The 15,388-nt window shown below is 68.5% G+C and carries 15 protein-coding genes and 1 pseudogene; 8 read left to right on the top strand and 8 right to left on the bottom strand.

Features of this window, described 5'->3' with window-relative positions:
- The first annotated feature begins 9 nt into the window (after nucleotides 1-9).
- Nucleotides 10-771: pseudogene (locus ACQUQR_RS16790) on the top strand (SDR family NAD(P)-dependent oxidoreductase).
- Here ACQUQR_RS16790 and ACQUQR_RS16795 read toward each other — a convergent pair.
- Both ACQUQR_RS16795 and ACQUQR_RS16800 read right to left on the bottom strand, forming a co-directional pair.
- The gene (locus tag ACQUQR_RS16795) at nucleotides 768-1,886 is read right to left on the bottom strand and encodes an ORC1-type DNA replication protein (RefSeq protein ID WP_435197548.1); all 1,119 of its coding nucleotides are present in this window, start codon (nucleotides 1,884-1,886) and stop codon (nucleotides 768-770) included. The pseudogene ACQUQR_RS16790 and the gene ACQUQR_RS16795 sit on opposite strands and share 4 nt — an antisense overlap.
- Nucleotides 1,887-1,932: 46 nt before the next feature.
- Complete coding sequence (locus tag ACQUQR_RS16800; protein WP_435197549.1) at nucleotides 1,933-3,900, bottom strand: MutS-related protein; 1,968 nt, start codon at nucleotides 3,898-3,900, stop codon at nucleotides 1,933-1,935.
- 164 nt (nucleotides 3,901-4,064) lie between these two features.
- On the opposite strand from ACQUQR_RS16800, the gene larE reads away from it, so the two are divergent.
- Nucleotides 4,065-4,934, top strand: coding sequence for an ATP-dependent sacrificial sulfur transferase LarE (gene larE, locus ACQUQR_RS16805; RefSeq protein ID WP_435197550.1), 870 nt, complete (start codon nucleotides 4,065-4,067; stop codon nucleotides 4,932-4,934).
- A 6-nt stretch (nucleotides 4,935-4,940) separates the two neighbouring features.
- Here larE and ACQUQR_RS16810 read toward each other — a convergent pair whose 3' ends face one another.
- Nucleotides 4,941-5,525: a histidine phosphatase family protein gene (locus tag ACQUQR_RS16810; RefSeq protein WP_435197551.1), complete on the bottom strand. Its 585-nt coding sequence runs from the start codon at nucleotides 5,523-5,525 to the stop codon at nucleotides 4,941-4,943.
- A 238-nt stretch (nucleotides 5,526-5,763) separates the two neighbouring features.
- The gene (locus tag ACQUQR_RS16815) at nucleotides 5,764-6,921 is read right to left on the bottom strand and encodes a twin-arginine translocase subunit TatC (RefSeq protein WP_435197552.1); all 1,158 of its coding nucleotides are present in this window, start codon (nucleotides 6,919-6,921) and stop codon (nucleotides 5,764-5,766) included.
- 89 nt (nucleotides 6,922-7,010) lie between these two features.
- Here ACQUQR_RS16815 and ACQUQR_RS16820 point away from each other — a divergent pair, with 89 nt between their 5' ends.
- Genes ACQUQR_RS16820 through ACQUQR_RS16830 form a run of 3 tightly spaced genes read left to right on the top strand, consistent with a single transcriptional unit; the run spans nucleotide 7,011 to nucleotide 10,344 of the window.
- Complete coding sequence (locus tag ACQUQR_RS16820; protein ID WP_435197553.1) at nucleotides 7,011-9,386, top strand: twin-arginine translocase subunit TatC; 2,376 nt, start codon at nucleotides 7,011-7,013, stop codon at nucleotides 9,384-9,386.
- A gap of 59 nt (nucleotides 9,387-9,445) precedes the next feature.
- The gene (locus tag ACQUQR_RS16825) at nucleotides 9,446-9,622 is read left to right on the top strand and encodes a ribbon-helix-helix domain-containing protein (RefSeq protein WP_435197554.1); all 177 of its coding nucleotides are present in this window, start codon (nucleotides 9,446-9,448) and stop codon (nucleotides 9,620-9,622) included.
- Entirely contained in the window at nucleotides 9,619-10,344 is a 726-nt protein-coding gene (locus ACQUQR_RS16830; protein WP_435197555.1) for a queuosine precursor transporter, read from the top strand. The genes ACQUQR_RS16825 and ACQUQR_RS16830 overlap by 4 nt, the downstream gene beginning before the upstream one ends.
- Here the strand turns inward: ACQUQR_RS16830 and ACQUQR_RS16835 are convergent.
- Nucleotides 10,341-11,099: an SAM-dependent methyltransferase gene (locus tag ACQUQR_RS16835; protein ID WP_435197556.1), complete on the bottom strand. Its 759-nt coding sequence runs from the start codon at nucleotides 11,097-11,099 to the stop codon at nucleotides 10,341-10,343. The genes ACQUQR_RS16830 and ACQUQR_RS16835 overlap by 4 nt on opposite strands.
- Before the next feature lie 242 nt (nucleotides 11,100-11,341).
- Between ACQUQR_RS16835 and ACQUQR_RS16840 the strand changes: the two genes are divergently transcribed.
- Nucleotides 11,342-11,590, top strand: a complete 249-nt coding sequence (locus ACQUQR_RS16840) for an AbrB/MazE/SpoVT family DNA-binding domain-containing protein (RefSeq protein WP_435197557.1) — start codon at nucleotides 11,342-11,344, stop codon at nucleotides 11,588-11,590.
- Nucleotides 11,580-11,963, top strand: coding sequence for a type II toxin-antitoxin system VapC family toxin (locus ACQUQR_RS16845; protein WP_435197558.1), 384 nt, complete (start codon nucleotides 11,580-11,582; stop codon nucleotides 11,961-11,963). The genes ACQUQR_RS16840 and ACQUQR_RS16845 overlap by 11 nt, the downstream gene beginning before the upstream one ends.
- 64 nt (nucleotides 11,964-12,027) lie before the next feature.
- Here ACQUQR_RS16845 and ACQUQR_RS16850 read toward each other — a convergent pair whose 3' ends face one another.
- Nucleotides 12,028-12,561, bottom strand: coding sequence for a hypothetical protein (locus ACQUQR_RS16850; protein WP_435197559.1), 534 nt, complete (start codon nucleotides 12,559-12,561; stop codon nucleotides 12,028-12,030).
- Nucleotides 12,562-12,690: 129 nt separating this feature from the next.
- On the opposite strand from ACQUQR_RS16850, the gene ACQUQR_RS16855 reads away from it, so the two are divergent.
- A complete protein-coding gene (locus ACQUQR_RS16855) occupies nucleotides 12,691-13,437 on the top strand; it encodes a DNA polymerase sliding clamp (protein WP_435197560.1) in 747 nt (248 codons plus the stop codon).
- A 49-nt stretch (nucleotides 13,438-13,486) separates the two neighbouring features.
- Here ACQUQR_RS16855 and ACQUQR_RS16860 read toward each other — a convergent pair whose 3' ends face one another.
- On the bottom strand, nucleotides 13,487-14,665 hold the full coding sequence (locus ACQUQR_RS16860) for an MFS transporter (RefSeq protein ID WP_435197561.1): 1,179 nt from the start codon (nucleotides 14,663-14,665) through the stop codon (nucleotides 13,487-13,489).
- 99 nt (nucleotides 14,666-14,764) lie between these two features.
- A complete protein-coding gene (locus ACQUQR_RS16865) occupies nucleotides 14,765-15,346 on the bottom strand; it encodes a DUF7474 family protein (protein WP_435197562.1) in 582 nt (193 codons plus the stop codon).
- Nucleotides 15,347-15,388: the final 42 nt, after the last annotated feature.

The following is a 15,388-nucleotide window of genomic DNA, read 5'->3' on the forward strand; positions in this document are numbered from 1 at the left end:
GGGTGACACATGCACACCGTCGTCATCGCCGGGGTCGGTCCCGGGCTGGGTGCCTCGCTCGCGTGGACGTTCGCCGCGGAGGGCTGTGCCGTCGCGCTGTTCGCCCGCTCACCCGACTACATCGGCGACCTGGAGGCTGAACTGCAGGAGTCGGGGTACGACGCGCTCGCCGTCCCGACGGACGTGTCCGACCCCGACGCGGTCGAGGAGGCGTTCGAACAGGTGCGGACCACGCTCGGCCCCGTCGACACGCTCGTGTTCAACGCCAGCGCCGCGCCGTGGAAGGGGCTCACGTCGATTACGGACGCGGAGTTCGACCACGCGCTCGGCGTGAACGTCCGCGGGGCGCTCTCCTGTGCGCGCGAGGCGGTCGCGGACATGCTCGACGGCTCGGGCGGCACCGTCATCTTCACCGGCGCGACCACCGCGACGCGGGGACGAAAGGGCGCGCTCGGCTTCTCCGCCGCGAAGTTCGCCGCCCGCGGGATGGCCGAGTCGATGGCCCGGGAGGTCGGGCCCGAGGGGATCCACGTCGCGCACGTCGTCAGCGAGGCGGCAAAGCCGCCTCGGGCCGTTCGAGCGGCGTAGCCGCTCGAAGACATCGACGGGCAGATTCTCACCCCCAGCGCGCGGGAACAGCAGCAGGGTCGGGACGCCGACTCCTTCCTCGACCCCGACGCCATCGCCCGGGAGTACTGGCGGCTCGTGGAGCAGGACCGGACGGCGTGGACGCTGGAGTTGGACCTCAGGCCGTCCGTCGAAGAGTTCTAAGCGAGCCGGTCGAGCACCGCCTCGGCGTCGTACGCCAGCGTCAACTGCCGGGAGCGCCCGCGCCCCTCGACGCTCGTGTACTCGGCGTCGATGAGCCCCTGCTGGTCGAGTTTGTTGATGAGCTCGGAGTAGCGGGTGTAGCCCAGCCCCGTCTCCTCCGTGAACGCCTCGTACACGTCGCCGGCGCGTTTCCCGTCGTGTTCGGCGAGCACGCGCACGAGCGCCGTCTCGGAGTCGGAGAGCCCCCGGAGATGCCGCGACAGGTGGACGTGTTTCGCCTTCTCGTAGGCCGTGTCCACGTCCTCGACCGCGACCTCGCGGGAGGCGCGCATCTCGGCGTTCAGCCCGGCGCGGCGCAGGAGGTCGATGCCGACGCGGAGGTCGCCACCGGACTCCGCGGTGCGTTCGGCGACGCGGTCGAGCACCCGCGTGTCGAGGACGCCCTCGCGGAACCCCCGGTTCACGCGCTCCTCTAAGATCTCGGCGATCTCCGCCTCGCCGTAGCGGGAGAAGAACACCTCCTCCGGCCGGAAGACGGACTGCACCCGCGTATCGAGTTCGTCGATGACGTCCAGATCGAGATCGGAGGAGATGACGATGACGCCGATCTTCGCGCCGGAGTGGGCCTCGTGCGCCCGGAGGAGCGAGTAGAGGGTGTCCGACGCCTCGTTCTCGTAAAAGAGGTAGTTCACGTCGTCGAGCGCGACGACCATCACCTCGTCGTCCTCCACGAGCTTGTCCGTGATCTGGCCGAACAGCTTCTTGAACGAGATCCCGGAGGTGGGGGGCTCGTAGTCGAACAGCCCCTCGAACAGCCGGGAGAAGACGGAGTAGCGAGTCGAATCCACCTGGCAGTTCACGCTGACGGGTCGCACGCCCGAGATGGTATCCAGCTCGGAGAACAGCTTCTTCACGGCCGTCGTCTTCCCCGTGCCCGGCGGCCCCCGCGCCATCACGTTCAGCGGGCGGGAGCCACGCACGGCGGGCCGGAGCGCGTATTTCAGCGTCTCCATCTGCGTCTCGCGGTGGCGGAACGTCTCGGGGACGTACTCGAAATCGAAGACGTGCTCGTCACGAAACACCGACTCGTCCCAGCCGAGCATGTCCTCGCCCATTTCACTTTCACCACGCTTCCGCGGCTACTTAGCCCTTTCCCGCGGCTCAGAACTTCTCCAGCAATCGGGCGTAAAACCCCGTTTCGTCGCCGCGTGCGAGCTTCTCGACGATGAGTTCGGGCGTCGAGCGCGCGAGGTGGTCCTTCTTCGGGGAGCGCTCGACGACGAGCTCGCCGTCCTCCAGTCCGACGGCCTGAATCCCGTCGACGGTCACGTCGATGCCCGCGGCGTCCCGGATCTCGCCGGCGAGGTGGGAGACGAAGACGGCGGTGGAATCGCTTTCAGAAAGCGCCTCCAGGATGCCGGCGATGATGAGCGCCGACGCCCCGGGTTCGGTGATGGACTCCAGTTCGTCCACGAGCACGAGGCGGGTCCCCTCCCCCGTCACCAGATCGCCGAACTCCCGGAGCGTGGACTCGAAGGCCCCCGCGTCGAGGGTGCCCTGCGATTTCGCCTGGTAGTGGACGGCGTCGAACCGCTCGATGCGCGCCGAGCGCGCGGGCACGGGCATCCCCATGTGCGCGAGCACGGCGACGAGCCCCACCAGATCGAGCAGCGAGGTCTTCCCCCCGGAGTTCACGCCGGAGAGGATCGCCACGCCACCCACCTCGTAGTCGACGGGGTCCACCTCGGAGAACGAGACATCGAGCAGGGGTGAGCGCCCGCCCTCGATGGCGAACCCCTCGCCCCCCAACTCGGGCATGACGCAGTCGAAATCGCGGGCGAACCGCGAGACGGCGAGTTCGACGTCGAGTTCGAGCGCCGCGTCGACGAGGTCGTAGGCGGGCTCGCGCATCGCGGCCAGCGTGTCCGCGAGCTCGCGTTTCAGCCGCGCCGCCCGGCGGTCCCGCTCGGCCGTGAGCTCCTCGCGCAGCCGGGAGACGGCCTTCGCCTCGTGTTCGACGGGGTAGGTGGGCTCGTCGGGGAACGCCAGCTCCGCGAGGTCCGCGTGGTCGGAAAGCGAGAGCGCGTCGACGAGGTGCGCGCGGGCGGCCTCCACCGCGTCCTCGAACTCGTCGGGAAGCTCTCGCTCCAGGAGGGAGTCCACCCCCGCCCCGCGTTCCACGAGCGAGAGCAGGTCCGACCCCTCGATGGTCACGTCCTGCTCGGCGATCGCTTCCCGAAGTTTGTCGTTCGCCGTGTTCTCGGCCATCGAGACGGCGGCGTCGATGTCGTCGACGGCGTTCTCCAGTCGATGCAACTCCGCGTCCCCTGCCGGCGTCCCGTCCTCCTCCAGCCGTTCGAGCGCGCCGTCCATCGCCTCCAGGTCGAGGGGAGCGTCCAGCCCCGCGGCGCGGTGCACGGCGGCCGCGGCCCGGAGGGGGTCGCGGTTCCGCGCGAAGAAGGCGAGCGCGCGCTCGGGGACGACCTCCACGGGGTTCTCGAGTGCGTTCGGCAGCACGCGCACGTCGCCGTCGATGTCGAGCCCGGCGAACGCCTCGTCGAGGGCGATGACGGTGGCGTACCCCCGCGCGAGCTCTGCGAGGTCACGGGCGTCGTCGACGAGTTCGACGGAGAGCTCCGGCACGGCCTCCTGCGCCTCCGAGTAGGTCTCCGCGTCGTTCGTCGCGAGACAGCGGTCCCGCACGCGCACTGACCGCGGCGATTCGAGCGGTTTCACGCCCTCCAGCGCGTCGAGGACGGCGGGGTCCGGCTCCCGGTCCATCGCCGCTTCCGCGAACCCGCGGAGCTCCTCGATGCGCGACTCGGCCGCGGAGGGGTAGACCGTCTCCAGCCGTCTCTCGGCGTAGCTCGTGACGGCCCGCTCCTGGAGGAGGCCGAGCGCGTCGCGGTACAGCTCCCGCGAGCGGTCGGTCGCGAGAAACCCCCCGCTGTCGCCGTGGCGATGCCGGATGGCGGCCCGGGCGATGCGTGCGGCGCGCCCCTCCGAGATGCCCGGTGCGCGGGCGAGCGCGGCCACGTCACCGGCGTCGAGCGCCCCCTCGGGGTCCTCCAGCGCCCGGAGTCGTTCGGCCGTCTTCGCGCCGATGCCGGGGATCGCCTCCAGCTCCATTACGCCCTCATACTGATTCCGTCCGGCAAAACTCCATCGGAGGGTGCTACCGGCTGGCGTGGGGAGTCCGTACGATGTCCGACCTCCCCTTCGGTCGAGGTCGGAGCGACGCCGGACTCACCCAAAGCCATGGCCTTTTCTTCCTCTACTCCCACGTACCCACAATGAGCCTCCCCGACGACGTGGCCGCCAAGCTCGACGCCGCGCGCGCGGACCTCGCGGACCGTGAGGCCGTCCTCGTCGCCTTCTCCGGCGGGGTCGACTCCTCGGTCGTCGCCGCCATCGCCCACGACGCGCTCGGCGACGACGCCGTCGCCTGCACCGCCAAATCCGAGACGCTCCCCGCCGCGGAGTTGGAAGACGCGACCCGCGTCGCCGACGAGATCGGCATCCGCCACGAGATCACCTCCTTCTCCGAGTTGGACGACCCGAACTTCGTCGAGAACGACGGCGACCGCTGTTACCACTGCCGGACGATGCGACTGGGCGAGATGTTCGACACCGCGCGGGAGCTCGGCATCGACGTGGTCTGTGATGGGACCAACGCGGACGACCCCGGCGAGGGCCACCGCCCCGGCCTGCGCGCCGTGGAGGAGCTCGACGCCTACTCCCCGCTGCTGGAACACGATATCACCAAAGGGGAGGTCCGGCAAATCGCCGACTTCTACGACCTCTCCGTCGCCGACAAGCCCTCGATGGCCTGTCTTTCGTCCAGGATCCCGACGGGGCTCGAGGTCACCGAGGAACGCCTCTCCCGCGTGGAGCAGGCCGAACAGCTCCTCCGCGTCTGGGGGTTCGAGCAGTTCCGCGTGCGCGACCACGACGGCCTCGCGCGCATCGAAATCGGCGAGGAGGAACTCGAGAGAGCGCTCGACGTGGACTTCATCCGCGCGGCCCGCGAGCACCTGCTCGACTGCGGGTTCGACCACGTCACCCTCGATTTGGAGGGCTACGCCACGGGGTCGGTGTCGCCCGCGAACGAGGCCTACTCGACGGACGTGGACCCGCTCGACGCCGAGTACCCGTCGAACTGAGCCGCGTTAGCGCCAGTCCGTCGTATTCTCCGCTTCCAGCTCCCCGTCCACGACCGTCGTCACCGAGCAGTTCGACAGCGAGTGTTGCCCCATCGTCGTCGGGATGTCGAGCCCCTTCAGGTGGCCGAGTACCAGGCGAATCGGGCCGCCGTGGGTGATGACGAGCGTCGTGTCGCCTTCCAGCGACTCGTAGCCGCCCATGACGCGCTCGTGGACGTCCACGAGGCTCTCGCCGTTCTCCGGCCGTTTCTGATACGCGGAGGCGGCTTCCGGTCCCATCCCGAAGTCGGGGAAGCGCCGGGCCATCTCCTCGTAGGTGAGTCCCTGGTAGATGCCGACGGAGCGCTCGCGCCAGTTCGCGTCGTACTCCACGTCGGCGTCCACGTACTCGGAGACCAGGTTCGCCGTCTCGCGGGTGCGGTAGAGGTCCGACGCGATGACGCGGTCGAACGCGTACTCGTCCGCGAGCCACGCGCCCGCCGCGTGCGCCTGCTCGCGACCCCGGTCGTTGAGGGGAACGGGCGCGTGGCCCTGCATCCGCCCCTCGTCGTTCCACGCCGTCTCGCCGTGTCGCAGGAGGACGACTTCCATTGGCGGGCGTTGGGGGAGGGGGAAGAAGGGAGTATCGGCGATAGCTGCCTATTGCCCGTGCGGTTCCTGGTGGACTGGAAGGGCGAGGGTGGTCGCGCCGACGGGGAGTCGGCTGCGCGAGCCCTATCGCGTGCGCGGATATCTCGCGCAGCGACCGCGAGCACCCGAGGGCTTCCTCCGTGTTCGTGGTTACTCCTGTCGCCGTCTCGCAACTCGAAGTGAATCAGCAATCAGAGACTCAACGCCCGGTCCACTTGAGCAGCAGCAGCGTCCCCTCGAACAGCGCGATCATCGTCGCCGCGACGATGATGGGGGCCATCCCCGTCGGGTCGGGGCTGAACAGGAACGCCAGGCCCGCGAACGCACTCCAGAAGTAGATGCGGCGGTCGGTGAGCCACACGCGGGTGGTGAGCCCCATCATGATGGCGAGCATCACGAACAGCGGGATCTGGAAGACGATGGCGAAACCGCCGAGCATCAGGACGATGAGGTCGAACGTCTCCGTGAGCCCGAACGCGATGGCCGCGGCGTCCGCGGAGTAGAACACGAAGTAGGTGAAGATGGTCGGCAGGACGATGAAATGCGAGAACAGGACGCCGACGAGCGCGAGAAAGAGGCTCGTCGGGACCGAGGCGAGGTAGTAGCGGCGCTCCGTGGGGTAGAGCCCCGGGCGCATGAACAGGTACGTCTCGTAGACGAAGACGGGGAGCGCGACGATGAAGCCGGCGAGCGAGGCCACCTTCAGCCGCGCGAGGATGAGCGCGAGGGGGTGGTACACCCGGGCGCAGGCCGCGCCGCCCTGGTCGATGTTCTGGATGGTCGTCGCCGCGCCGGGACACTCGGCGATGGAGCCCGGCAGATACGAGAACCAGAGGTAGTTGATGAGGTCGTCGCCGAACGGGAAGACGATCCCCGAGACGATGGCCATGACGACGACCACGACGCCGAGCCGGCGGACCATCTCCTCGATGTGGTCCGCGAGCGGCATCTCCTGGTCGTCGGGGGCGCCCTCCTCCGCGTCCTCGTCCGTCAGGTCGTCGTACGTCGGCTCCTCGATCTCGTGGCCGTCGTAGATGGAGTAGGGGTCGTCCTCGCCGGCGTAGCCGCCGTCGGCCTCGCTCTCGGTGTCACCCGTCGGGTTCGCGGCGTCGTAGAACGCCTCGTCCGACTCCGGCGCGGAGTCCGCCGGCGTGTAGGAACTCCCGTCGTCCGTGGCAGTGGCGATCGGGTCGTCCGCGTTCTCCTCGCCCTCGTCGGCCGTCTTCTCCTCGGCCTCGTCGGCCGTCTCCGCCTCCGCGTCCGCGACGGTGTCGGGGTCGAACTGTCGCGTCGAGCGCGCGGGTTCGGAGTCCGGCGACTCCTCGTCGTCCCGCCCATCACCCGACTCGTCGGCCATTACGGAACGCTCGGTCCCCGCCGATTGTAAGCCTTCTTCTCCGCCCGCAGGCTGAAAGATTGATAGGCGGGTGCCGACTACACTCCGACGTGTCCGGAGCCGTCGACGAGGACGTGGTCCGCTCGGTGAACACCGGCCGGGAGACGCTGGGGGCGATGCTCTCGACCGCACAGAAACATCTCCAGAAGGTGTTCATCCTGTTCGTCATCGGCCTCGTCGGGACCATCTGGGTGCTCCGAAACTTCGTCTGGCGGCAGCTCCAGCGCGACCTCAACACGAACCCCAACATCGAGGTCGTCGCCGTCACCCCCTTCGACGTCATCCTCCTGCAGGTGAAGATCGGCCTCGTCGTGGGGATCGTCGTCGCGCTGCCGCTTCTCATCTACTACTCCCGTGACGCCCTCCAGGCGCGCGGCATCTGGCCGAAGAACATCCCGCGCTGGCAGCTCGCGGCCATCCTCACGGCCAGCACGCTGCTCTTTCTGGGGGGGACCGCCTACTCGTATTTCCTCTTTTTCCCGCTCATGTTCGACTTCCTCGCGGGCAACGCCGTGCAGTCGGGGTTCGTCCCCACCTACTCCATCGTGAAGTGGGCGCAGTTCATCTTCCTGCTCGGCATGAGCTTCGGGCTCGCCGCCCAGCTCCCGCTGCTCATGAGCGGGCTCTCTTACACCCGTATCGTCCCCTATCGGATTTTCCGCGAGAAGTGGAAGTACGCCGTGCTCGGCATCTTCATCTTCGGCGCCCTGTTCTCGCCGCCGGACCCCTTCACGCAGATCATGTGGGCCATCCCCCTGCTGTTCCTCTACGGCGTCTCGCTCGGGCTCTCGAAGTTCGTCACCACGGCCCGCGACGCGGGTGACCTCGTCGGGGTCCGCACCACCTTCCGCGCCCACTGGACCGTCGTCGTTGCCGCCGGCCTGCTGGCGGGCGCGCTCACCTACGGGGCGCTCGCGGCGGTCCTCGGCGGCGCCCTCGACGCCACGCTCTCCCAGTACGGCCTCACCGTCGCCCGCGAGACGCTGTTCGGCCTCCCGTACACCGTCGGCGCCGCCCTCGTCGCCGTCGTCGTCGGCCTCGTCGCCGGGGTCGGCGTGCTGCTCAGATACCTGTTCCGCGCGCTCGACGCCATCGTGGCCGGCGACCCGAAGGCCGCCGACTTCAGCGTCCTCGACGTCGAAGGGGTCGAGGCCGTCCCCACCCGCGTGTTCGCCGAGATGGAAGAGGAGACGGCGCTGGCCCACGCGAGCGCCGCGATGGAGGCCGGCGACGACGAGAAGGCGCAGGCCATCCTCGACCGGTACGACGCGGTGCATGCCGCCGCGAGCGCGACGGACGAGGAGGCATCGGCCGACTCCACCGAATCCGCCGACGCCGACGGTCACGCCCCCGCCAGCGCCGGGTCTCCCGGCGACATCGACCTCGCGACGCTCGACGCCGCGGGCGTCCGTGCCGCCCCGCCCGAAGCGTTCGCGGGGATGACCGAGGAGGCGGCGCTCGAACGCGCCAGCGAGGCGATGGAGGCCGGCGACGACGAGAAGGCGCAGGCCATCCTCGACCGGTACGACGCGGCGCAGTCGGGCGAGGTGACGGTCGACGAGGATGAGGGGAGCGTCTTCACCCGCACCGGCGCGGGGATGCTCTCGGCGTTCACCGACGACGACGTGGACGAGGACGACATCGGCGGCTACGCCTACGACATCGCCTTCATTCTCGACTCGCTCACCTCGAAGACGTTCCGGCTCGTCGCGGTGTTCATGACCGTCCTCGCCGGGACGTTCTTCGTCCTCTATCAGGGTGGAATCCGGGTGCTGAAGGACTCGTTCCTCCGGAAGCTCCCGGACGCCATCGTCGCGGATCAGGTGCAGATCGTCACCCTCCACCCCGTGGAGGCGCTCATCTTCGAGATCAAGGTGGCGACCATCTTCGGGGCCGTCGCCACGCTCCCCCTGCTGCTCTACTACGCGTGGCCCGCGCTGAAGGAGCGCGGCTTCGCCCGCGGCGACCGGACGGTGCTGTTCACGTGGGCCGGTGGGGTCTTCCTCGGCCTCGTCGTCGGGAGTGCGTTCGGCTTCCTCTACGTCGCCCCGGCCATCATCTCCTGGCTCGCCGCGGACGTCATCAACGCCAACATGGTCATCGCGTACCAGATCAACAACTTCGGCTGGCTGGTGTTCTTCACGACGGTCGGGGTCGGCCTCCTCGTCGACATCCCCGTCTCGATGTTCCTCTTCCACCGCGGGGGGCTCATCAGCTACGAGCAGATGCGTGGCCGCTGGCGGGAGGTCACCGTCGCCATCCTCGCCATCGTCGCGCTCGCCTCCCCGCGCGGCGTGTTCATGATGTTCATCCTCGGTATCCCCATCCTCGGGTTCTTCGCGATGGGGCTTGGCATCCTCCACGTCTACACCCTCGGTGGCCGCCGCGGCGGGGGCGGCCCACCCCGCGAGCAGGTCGCGGACTGAGCCGGAAGTGTTGCCGGAACAATTGAGGGGCTTAAGTGCTCTCGACAGAATACTCGGGTATGCCCAAGATAAGCGTGGAAATTCCGAAGGAGCTCCTCGAGGATTTAGATGCCCACGTCGGCGACGAGGGGAAGTTCGTCAACCGGAGTGACGCCATCCGGGCGTCCATCCGGAAGACGCTGGACATCTTAGACGACATCGACGAGCGCCACGGTCGGCTCGAAGAGGAGGAATGAGCCGCGAGGTTCCCCTCGGCGCGACCGCGCTCGTCGCGCTGTTCATCACCGCCCTCGTCACGGCACAGGTGACGGCCTCGAAGATTCTCGGGTTCACCGTCGGACTCGCCATCCCCCTCGCGGACGTGGTCCCACAGGCGCCGGGCACGCAGTTCGTCCTCCCCGGCGCGGCACTCGCCTACGCCGTGACGTTCTTCGCCTCGGACTGCTACGCCGAACTCTACGGGAAGCGCGCGGCCCAGGCCATGGTCAACGTCGGCTTCCTGATGAACTTCGTCCTCCTCCTGCTCATCTATTCCACCATCGCGGCCCCGGCGTCCCCCGCGGGGATCGACCCCGCCACCTTCGAGCAGGTGCTCGGCGCGTCGACGAACATCGTCGTCGGGAGCCTCATCGCCTATCTGGTCTCGCAGAACTGGGACGTCCTCGTCTTCCACCGGCTGAAGGAGGTCACCGGCAAGGACAAACTCTGGCTGCGCAACATCGCGTCGACGGCCACCTCACAGGCGCTCGACACCGTGCTGTTCATCACCGTCGCCTTCGCCGCGATGCCGGTCCTCAGAGGCGGGAGCGCCCAGCCGTTCGACTTCCTGCTGGCGCTCATCGTCGGGCAGTACCTCCTGAAACTCGCCATCGCGGTCGTCGACACCCCGTTCGTCTACCTCGTGACGGGAGCGGTCCGTGCCCGTGAACCGGGCCACGCCGACCGGATTCTGGGTTAATCCAGCTTCTCCGCGAACGCGTACCGCGGTTTCACGTCCGTGATCGTCACCTCGACCGTCTCGCCCTGCTCGACGCCGGGGACGAAGACGGTGAAGTTCTCGACTTTGGCGATGCCGTCGCCCTCGTCACCGATGTCCTCGATCGTGACCGCGAGCCGGTCGCCCGTCCGCACGGGCCCGGTGAGGCGGTTCTTCGCGACGAGATAGAGCTCCGAGGAGGCGTCACGCGACGCGCGCGGGTGGACTGCCCGGACGTACTCGAACTCTTTCTCCATATCCGCGCGCAGGTCCGCCACGTCCGGACTCTCGAACACCTTCACGACGAGGTCCCCCCCACCGGTGAGGACGTCCAGACTCGTCTCGAACGCCATCCGCGCCAGATACGCGGAGCGCGCGGAGTCGAGCGAGTACTCCCCGGTCATGTTCGGGGCCATGTCCGAGACCACGACGTCGGCCTCGCCGACGAGCTCGCGGACCTCCTCCTTCGTCTTCTCCTCCGTCATGTCGCCTTTGACGGTTTCGACGCCGTCGATGGGCTTGATGCGCTGGAGGTCGACTCCGACGACTGATCCCCCCTCGCCGACGAGCTCCTTCGCGACCTGCAGCCACCCACCGGGGGCCGCCCCGAGGTCCACGACACGGTGGCCCGGCTGGATGACCCCTGCCGTCTCGTGGAGCTGTTTGAGCTTGTAGGCGGCGCGAGAGCGGTAGCCCTCGACCTTCGCCCGGTTGTAGTATTCGTCCTTCCGTGTCATGTGTCGCTCACCGCAGTCCGTGGCGTGTCACGAGCGGGAATCGTCGGCGAATCCGTATTCATACGCGGAGTGACGTGGTCGACGCTGAAAGGGACATCGGATGTGAGGCCAGTGCTCCGGCGCGAGCCGGCCCCTTCGGGGCCTTCCGTGCATCTCTCCGAGGGGATGTACGAATCTTCTTACCCACTTTTCGAATAACAGCGGGAACAACAGTTAATGTCGCCCACCTCATTGCTTCGTGTATGAGCGGCGAAGTGCGAACGGACGAGCGGGGGCGGGTCACGATCCCGAAGGAGGTGCGCGACCGGTACGGTGACCGGTTCCGGCTCGTCGAGCTGGACAGCGGGATCAAGCTGGTGCCGATTCCGGACGACCCACTGGCAGCGCTCCGGGCCGCGGCGTCCGACGAACTCCGCGAGGCGTCGATCGACGACCTCGAAGAAGCGGCCCGTGAGGAGGCACGCAGGCAAGCCGGGGCGCATGTACGCTGATCTGGACCTCTGGTTGGCACTGCTCAAAGACGACGACTGGCTGGCCGACCGCGCCGAGGGGCTCCTCCGTGAACACGAGGGTGACCTCGAGGTCTCGCTGGCGACGTTCATCGAGCTGTTCCTCGTCGAGGAGCGGTTCGCGTTCGACCGCGAGCGCGCGGTGACGGCCATCCTCGAAATGGCGACCTTCCCGAGCGATCCGGACGTGATATATCAGGCCTCGGAGAACATCGGTGAGGGGCTGAACACGTTCGACGCGTTCCACGCCGCGCTCTCCGGGGGAAGCATCATCTCCAGCGACGGGGCATATGACACGCTCGGCGGCGTGCGACGCGTCCGCCTCGAACCCGATGGCGAGGCGTCGGAGGAGTGAGAAACGTCGGGGTCGATAGCAGGCACGACGCGCCGGGGTGAACCGAGCGGGAGACGCCCTTCGCTTAGGACCGAAGCCGATGTCCGGCCGCGAGGGCCGTCCCGAGGGCCGCCGCGAGCACGCCGAAGCCGGGACCGGCCCCCCCGCTCGGCGTGGACTCGGCCACCTGCTCGCTGTCGCGGACCCGCTCGACCCCGATGCGTTCCACCTCGAGGCCGACGTAGCCGTCGGGACACGTGACCTGGTCGTTCACGACGAACAGGGCACCGGGAGCGATCTCCCCGGTCGCGTACACCTGCGTCGCGTGGTCGCTGTGGTCTTCGACGCGGTCGACGAGCCGGCCGTCGAACGCGTCGATCTGCTCGGGGTCCCAGCCGTCGAAGCCGCACCCCGCCACGTCGGACGGCGTCAGCTCCCCGGTCGAGTCGCTCCCGACGTGGAGGAAGTAGCCGGTGTAGTCGCCGCTCTCGACGTATTCCTCCGACTCGGGAATCACGACGCGTCTGGTGATGCGCGCGCTGGCCGTCGGGGCCAGCGCCATCGCGGCCGTCGCACCCATCCCGGTGAGCATCGCGCGTCGCGTTAGCTGACCCGACATGTACGGTGATTCGACCGGTCGATACCTAAAAGTAGTGGCTGCCGTCGCGCGGCTCGCGCCCGCGTACGTGCGCGGTCATGCACGCGAAGGGGTGAGTTTTTAACACGGCGTTTCGTACCCGATTCCAAGATGTTCAAGGCTATCGTGAGCGCCGAGACGCTCCGGGACACGCTCGATTCCGTGAGCGTGCTGGTCGACGAGTGCAAGATCCGGCTCGAAGAGGACGGGCTCTCCATCCGCGCCGTCGACCCCGCCAACGTCGGCATGGTGGACCTGACGCTCGCCGCGAGCGCCTTCGAATCCTACGAGACCGACGGCGACGGCGTCATCGGCGTGAACCTCTCCCGGCTGGAGGAGTTCGCGGGCATGGCCGACGCCGGCCAGCTCATCCAGCTCGAACTCGACGAGGAGACCCGCAAGCTCCACATCAAGATCGAGGGGCTGGAGGGGACCCTCGCGCTCATCGACCCCGAGTCCATCCGTCAGGAGCCGGACCTCCCGGACCTCGATTTACCCGCGACGGTCGTCGTCGAGGGCCGCGACATCAACCGCGCCGTGAAGGCCGCGGACATGGTGTCGGACCACATCGCGCTCGGCGTCGACGCGGACGCCGAGACGTTCTACGTCGACGCCGAGGGTGACACGGACGACGTCCACCTCGAACTCGAACGCGAGGACCTCATCGACCTCTCCGCGGGCGACGCCCGCTCGCTGTTCTCCCTCGACTACCTGAAGGACATGAACAAGGCCATCCCCGGCGACGCCGAGGTCACCCTCGAACTCGGCGAGGAGTTCCCCGTGAAGCTCCACTTCGAGCTCGCCGAGGGGGCCTGCCAGGTCACCTACATGCTCGCCCCGCGTATCCAGAGCAACTAATCTCGGCGCCTCTCCTCTCTCGTTTTCGAGCCCCCAGCGGCCGCGCCGGCTACACCGTCGCGCCGCGCACCGTCGCGCCACTCACGCGAAGCCCGACGACGACGGCGAGGAACACCGCGGCCAGCACGACGACCGTCTGCATCCCGGTCCGGATGGAGTACTGTGCCGTCACGACCCCCACGACGACGGGAGAGACGGTGCCGCCCGCGTAGCTCGCGGCCAGCGAGAGCCCGTTGACCGGGCCGCTGTACTCGGGGGCCGCGGCCACACCGTACGCCGCGAGCGTGGGGAACAGCCCGGCGACGAAGAAGCCCGCGGCGACGGCGGCGGCGATGACCTCCAGCCCCGTCAGCGACCCGACGAGGCCGAACGCGGCGGCGAAAAGCGGGAGCAGCCCCGCGGCCGCGACGACGAGCAGGTTCAGATACCCCACCCGGTCGACGACGAGGGTGTACACCGCGCGGGCGGGGACGTAGGTGAGGATGTACGCCGACAGCGCGAGGTTCGCCGTCGCCGGGTCGACGATCGTTCTGAGATAGGTGGGGAGCCAGAGGAAGACCGCGCCCTCGATGCCGCCGCTCGTGGCGAGCGCGACGGTCATCCCGACGACGGCGGGTCGGCCCGCGAGCGTCCGCAGCCCCGCGAGCGTGAACGGCTTCTCGCCGCTCCCCGGGATCGACAGCGGCGTCCGCCAGACCATGACGACGACGGGGAGCAAGAGGAGGACGAGCACGCCGTACGCCAGCCGCCAGGAGCCGACGGCGAGGACGACGGTGGCGAGCACCGGCCCCGCGGCCGCGCCCACGGACCACGCGAGCTCGTAGAGGTTCAACACGCGGCCGCGTCGCTCCGCGAACAGGTGACTGAGGACGGGTTTGTCCGCGGCGCGGAACGTCCCCGTCGCGAGCGCCCGGACGGTGAACCCGCCGAGGAGGACCAGGAAGGTGGGCGCGAGCCCGACGACGAGCAACGCGAGCGCCATCACGGCGCTTCCGGTCAGGAGGAAGTGCTTCGGCTCGTTCCGGCCGAGTAGCACCCCGCCGCCGAGGACGGCGAGCACGAACCCCACCGTGCCGGCGGGTGCGACGAGCCCGAGGAGCGCGGAGCCGACGCCGAACGTCTCGCCGAACTCCGCGAGCAGCGGCCCGCGCATCTGCTGGCCAAGCCCCTCGATGACGATGAACGCGACGGCGAGGACCCCCCACGTCCGGCGGTTCGACTCGCTCATCGGCACACCCGCTCGGCGACCTGTTCGACACTCGGGGCGACTGTGGTCACTATCCGAGTATCACACGCTCCCCCGCAAAACAGCGTCGAACTCCCGTGGTCAGCCCAGGTGTCGGTCGATAACCGCCTTCGCCTCCCGACCCGCCTGTTTCCAGCCGTAGCCCTGGACGTAGACGTGTTTCTTCGAGTCGACGATCTCCTCCGGAGAGGATTCTTCGAACCCGCCTCGAGTCCACGTTCCCGACTCCTCTAACCACTGGAGCATCTGTTCGCGCGTCTCCTCCCACGAGAGCCCCACCATCTCGTAGAACGCGATGAGGGCGAATATCGAGTGATCATGGGCGCCCGGCACGCTCCCCTTCTCGTAGATGGTCTTGAGCGGCTCCATCGTCGGGTGGGTGACGCGCTCTTTGTACTCCGCCGCGGTGAGGAGGGTGAGGGTGCCCTCCGAGTCGTCGACGCGCTGGTCGTGGGTGAGCCGCGAGAGGACGGCGCCGTGGATGCCGGACCAGTCGAGCGCGTCGCGGAGGGCGTCGGGCTCCCACGGGCGCGCGGAGAGCCGGGCGAGGATGTCGGTGTAGGCCGCTTCGATGGTCGTCCAGGGGACCCCGTCGAACCGACAGTCGGCGTCGTGGAGGTTCGTCGTGGTCCGGCAGTCCGGACAGGGGTACTCGAAGCGCACACCTCATTCTACACGAGCGCCGAAAAGAGCCTATCGCTCTCG

The sequence above is a fragment of the Natronomonas sp. EA1 genome, assembly GCF_051195035.1.
GTDB lineage: Archaea > Halobacteriota > Halobacteria > Halobacteriales > Haloarculaceae > JBNTJV01.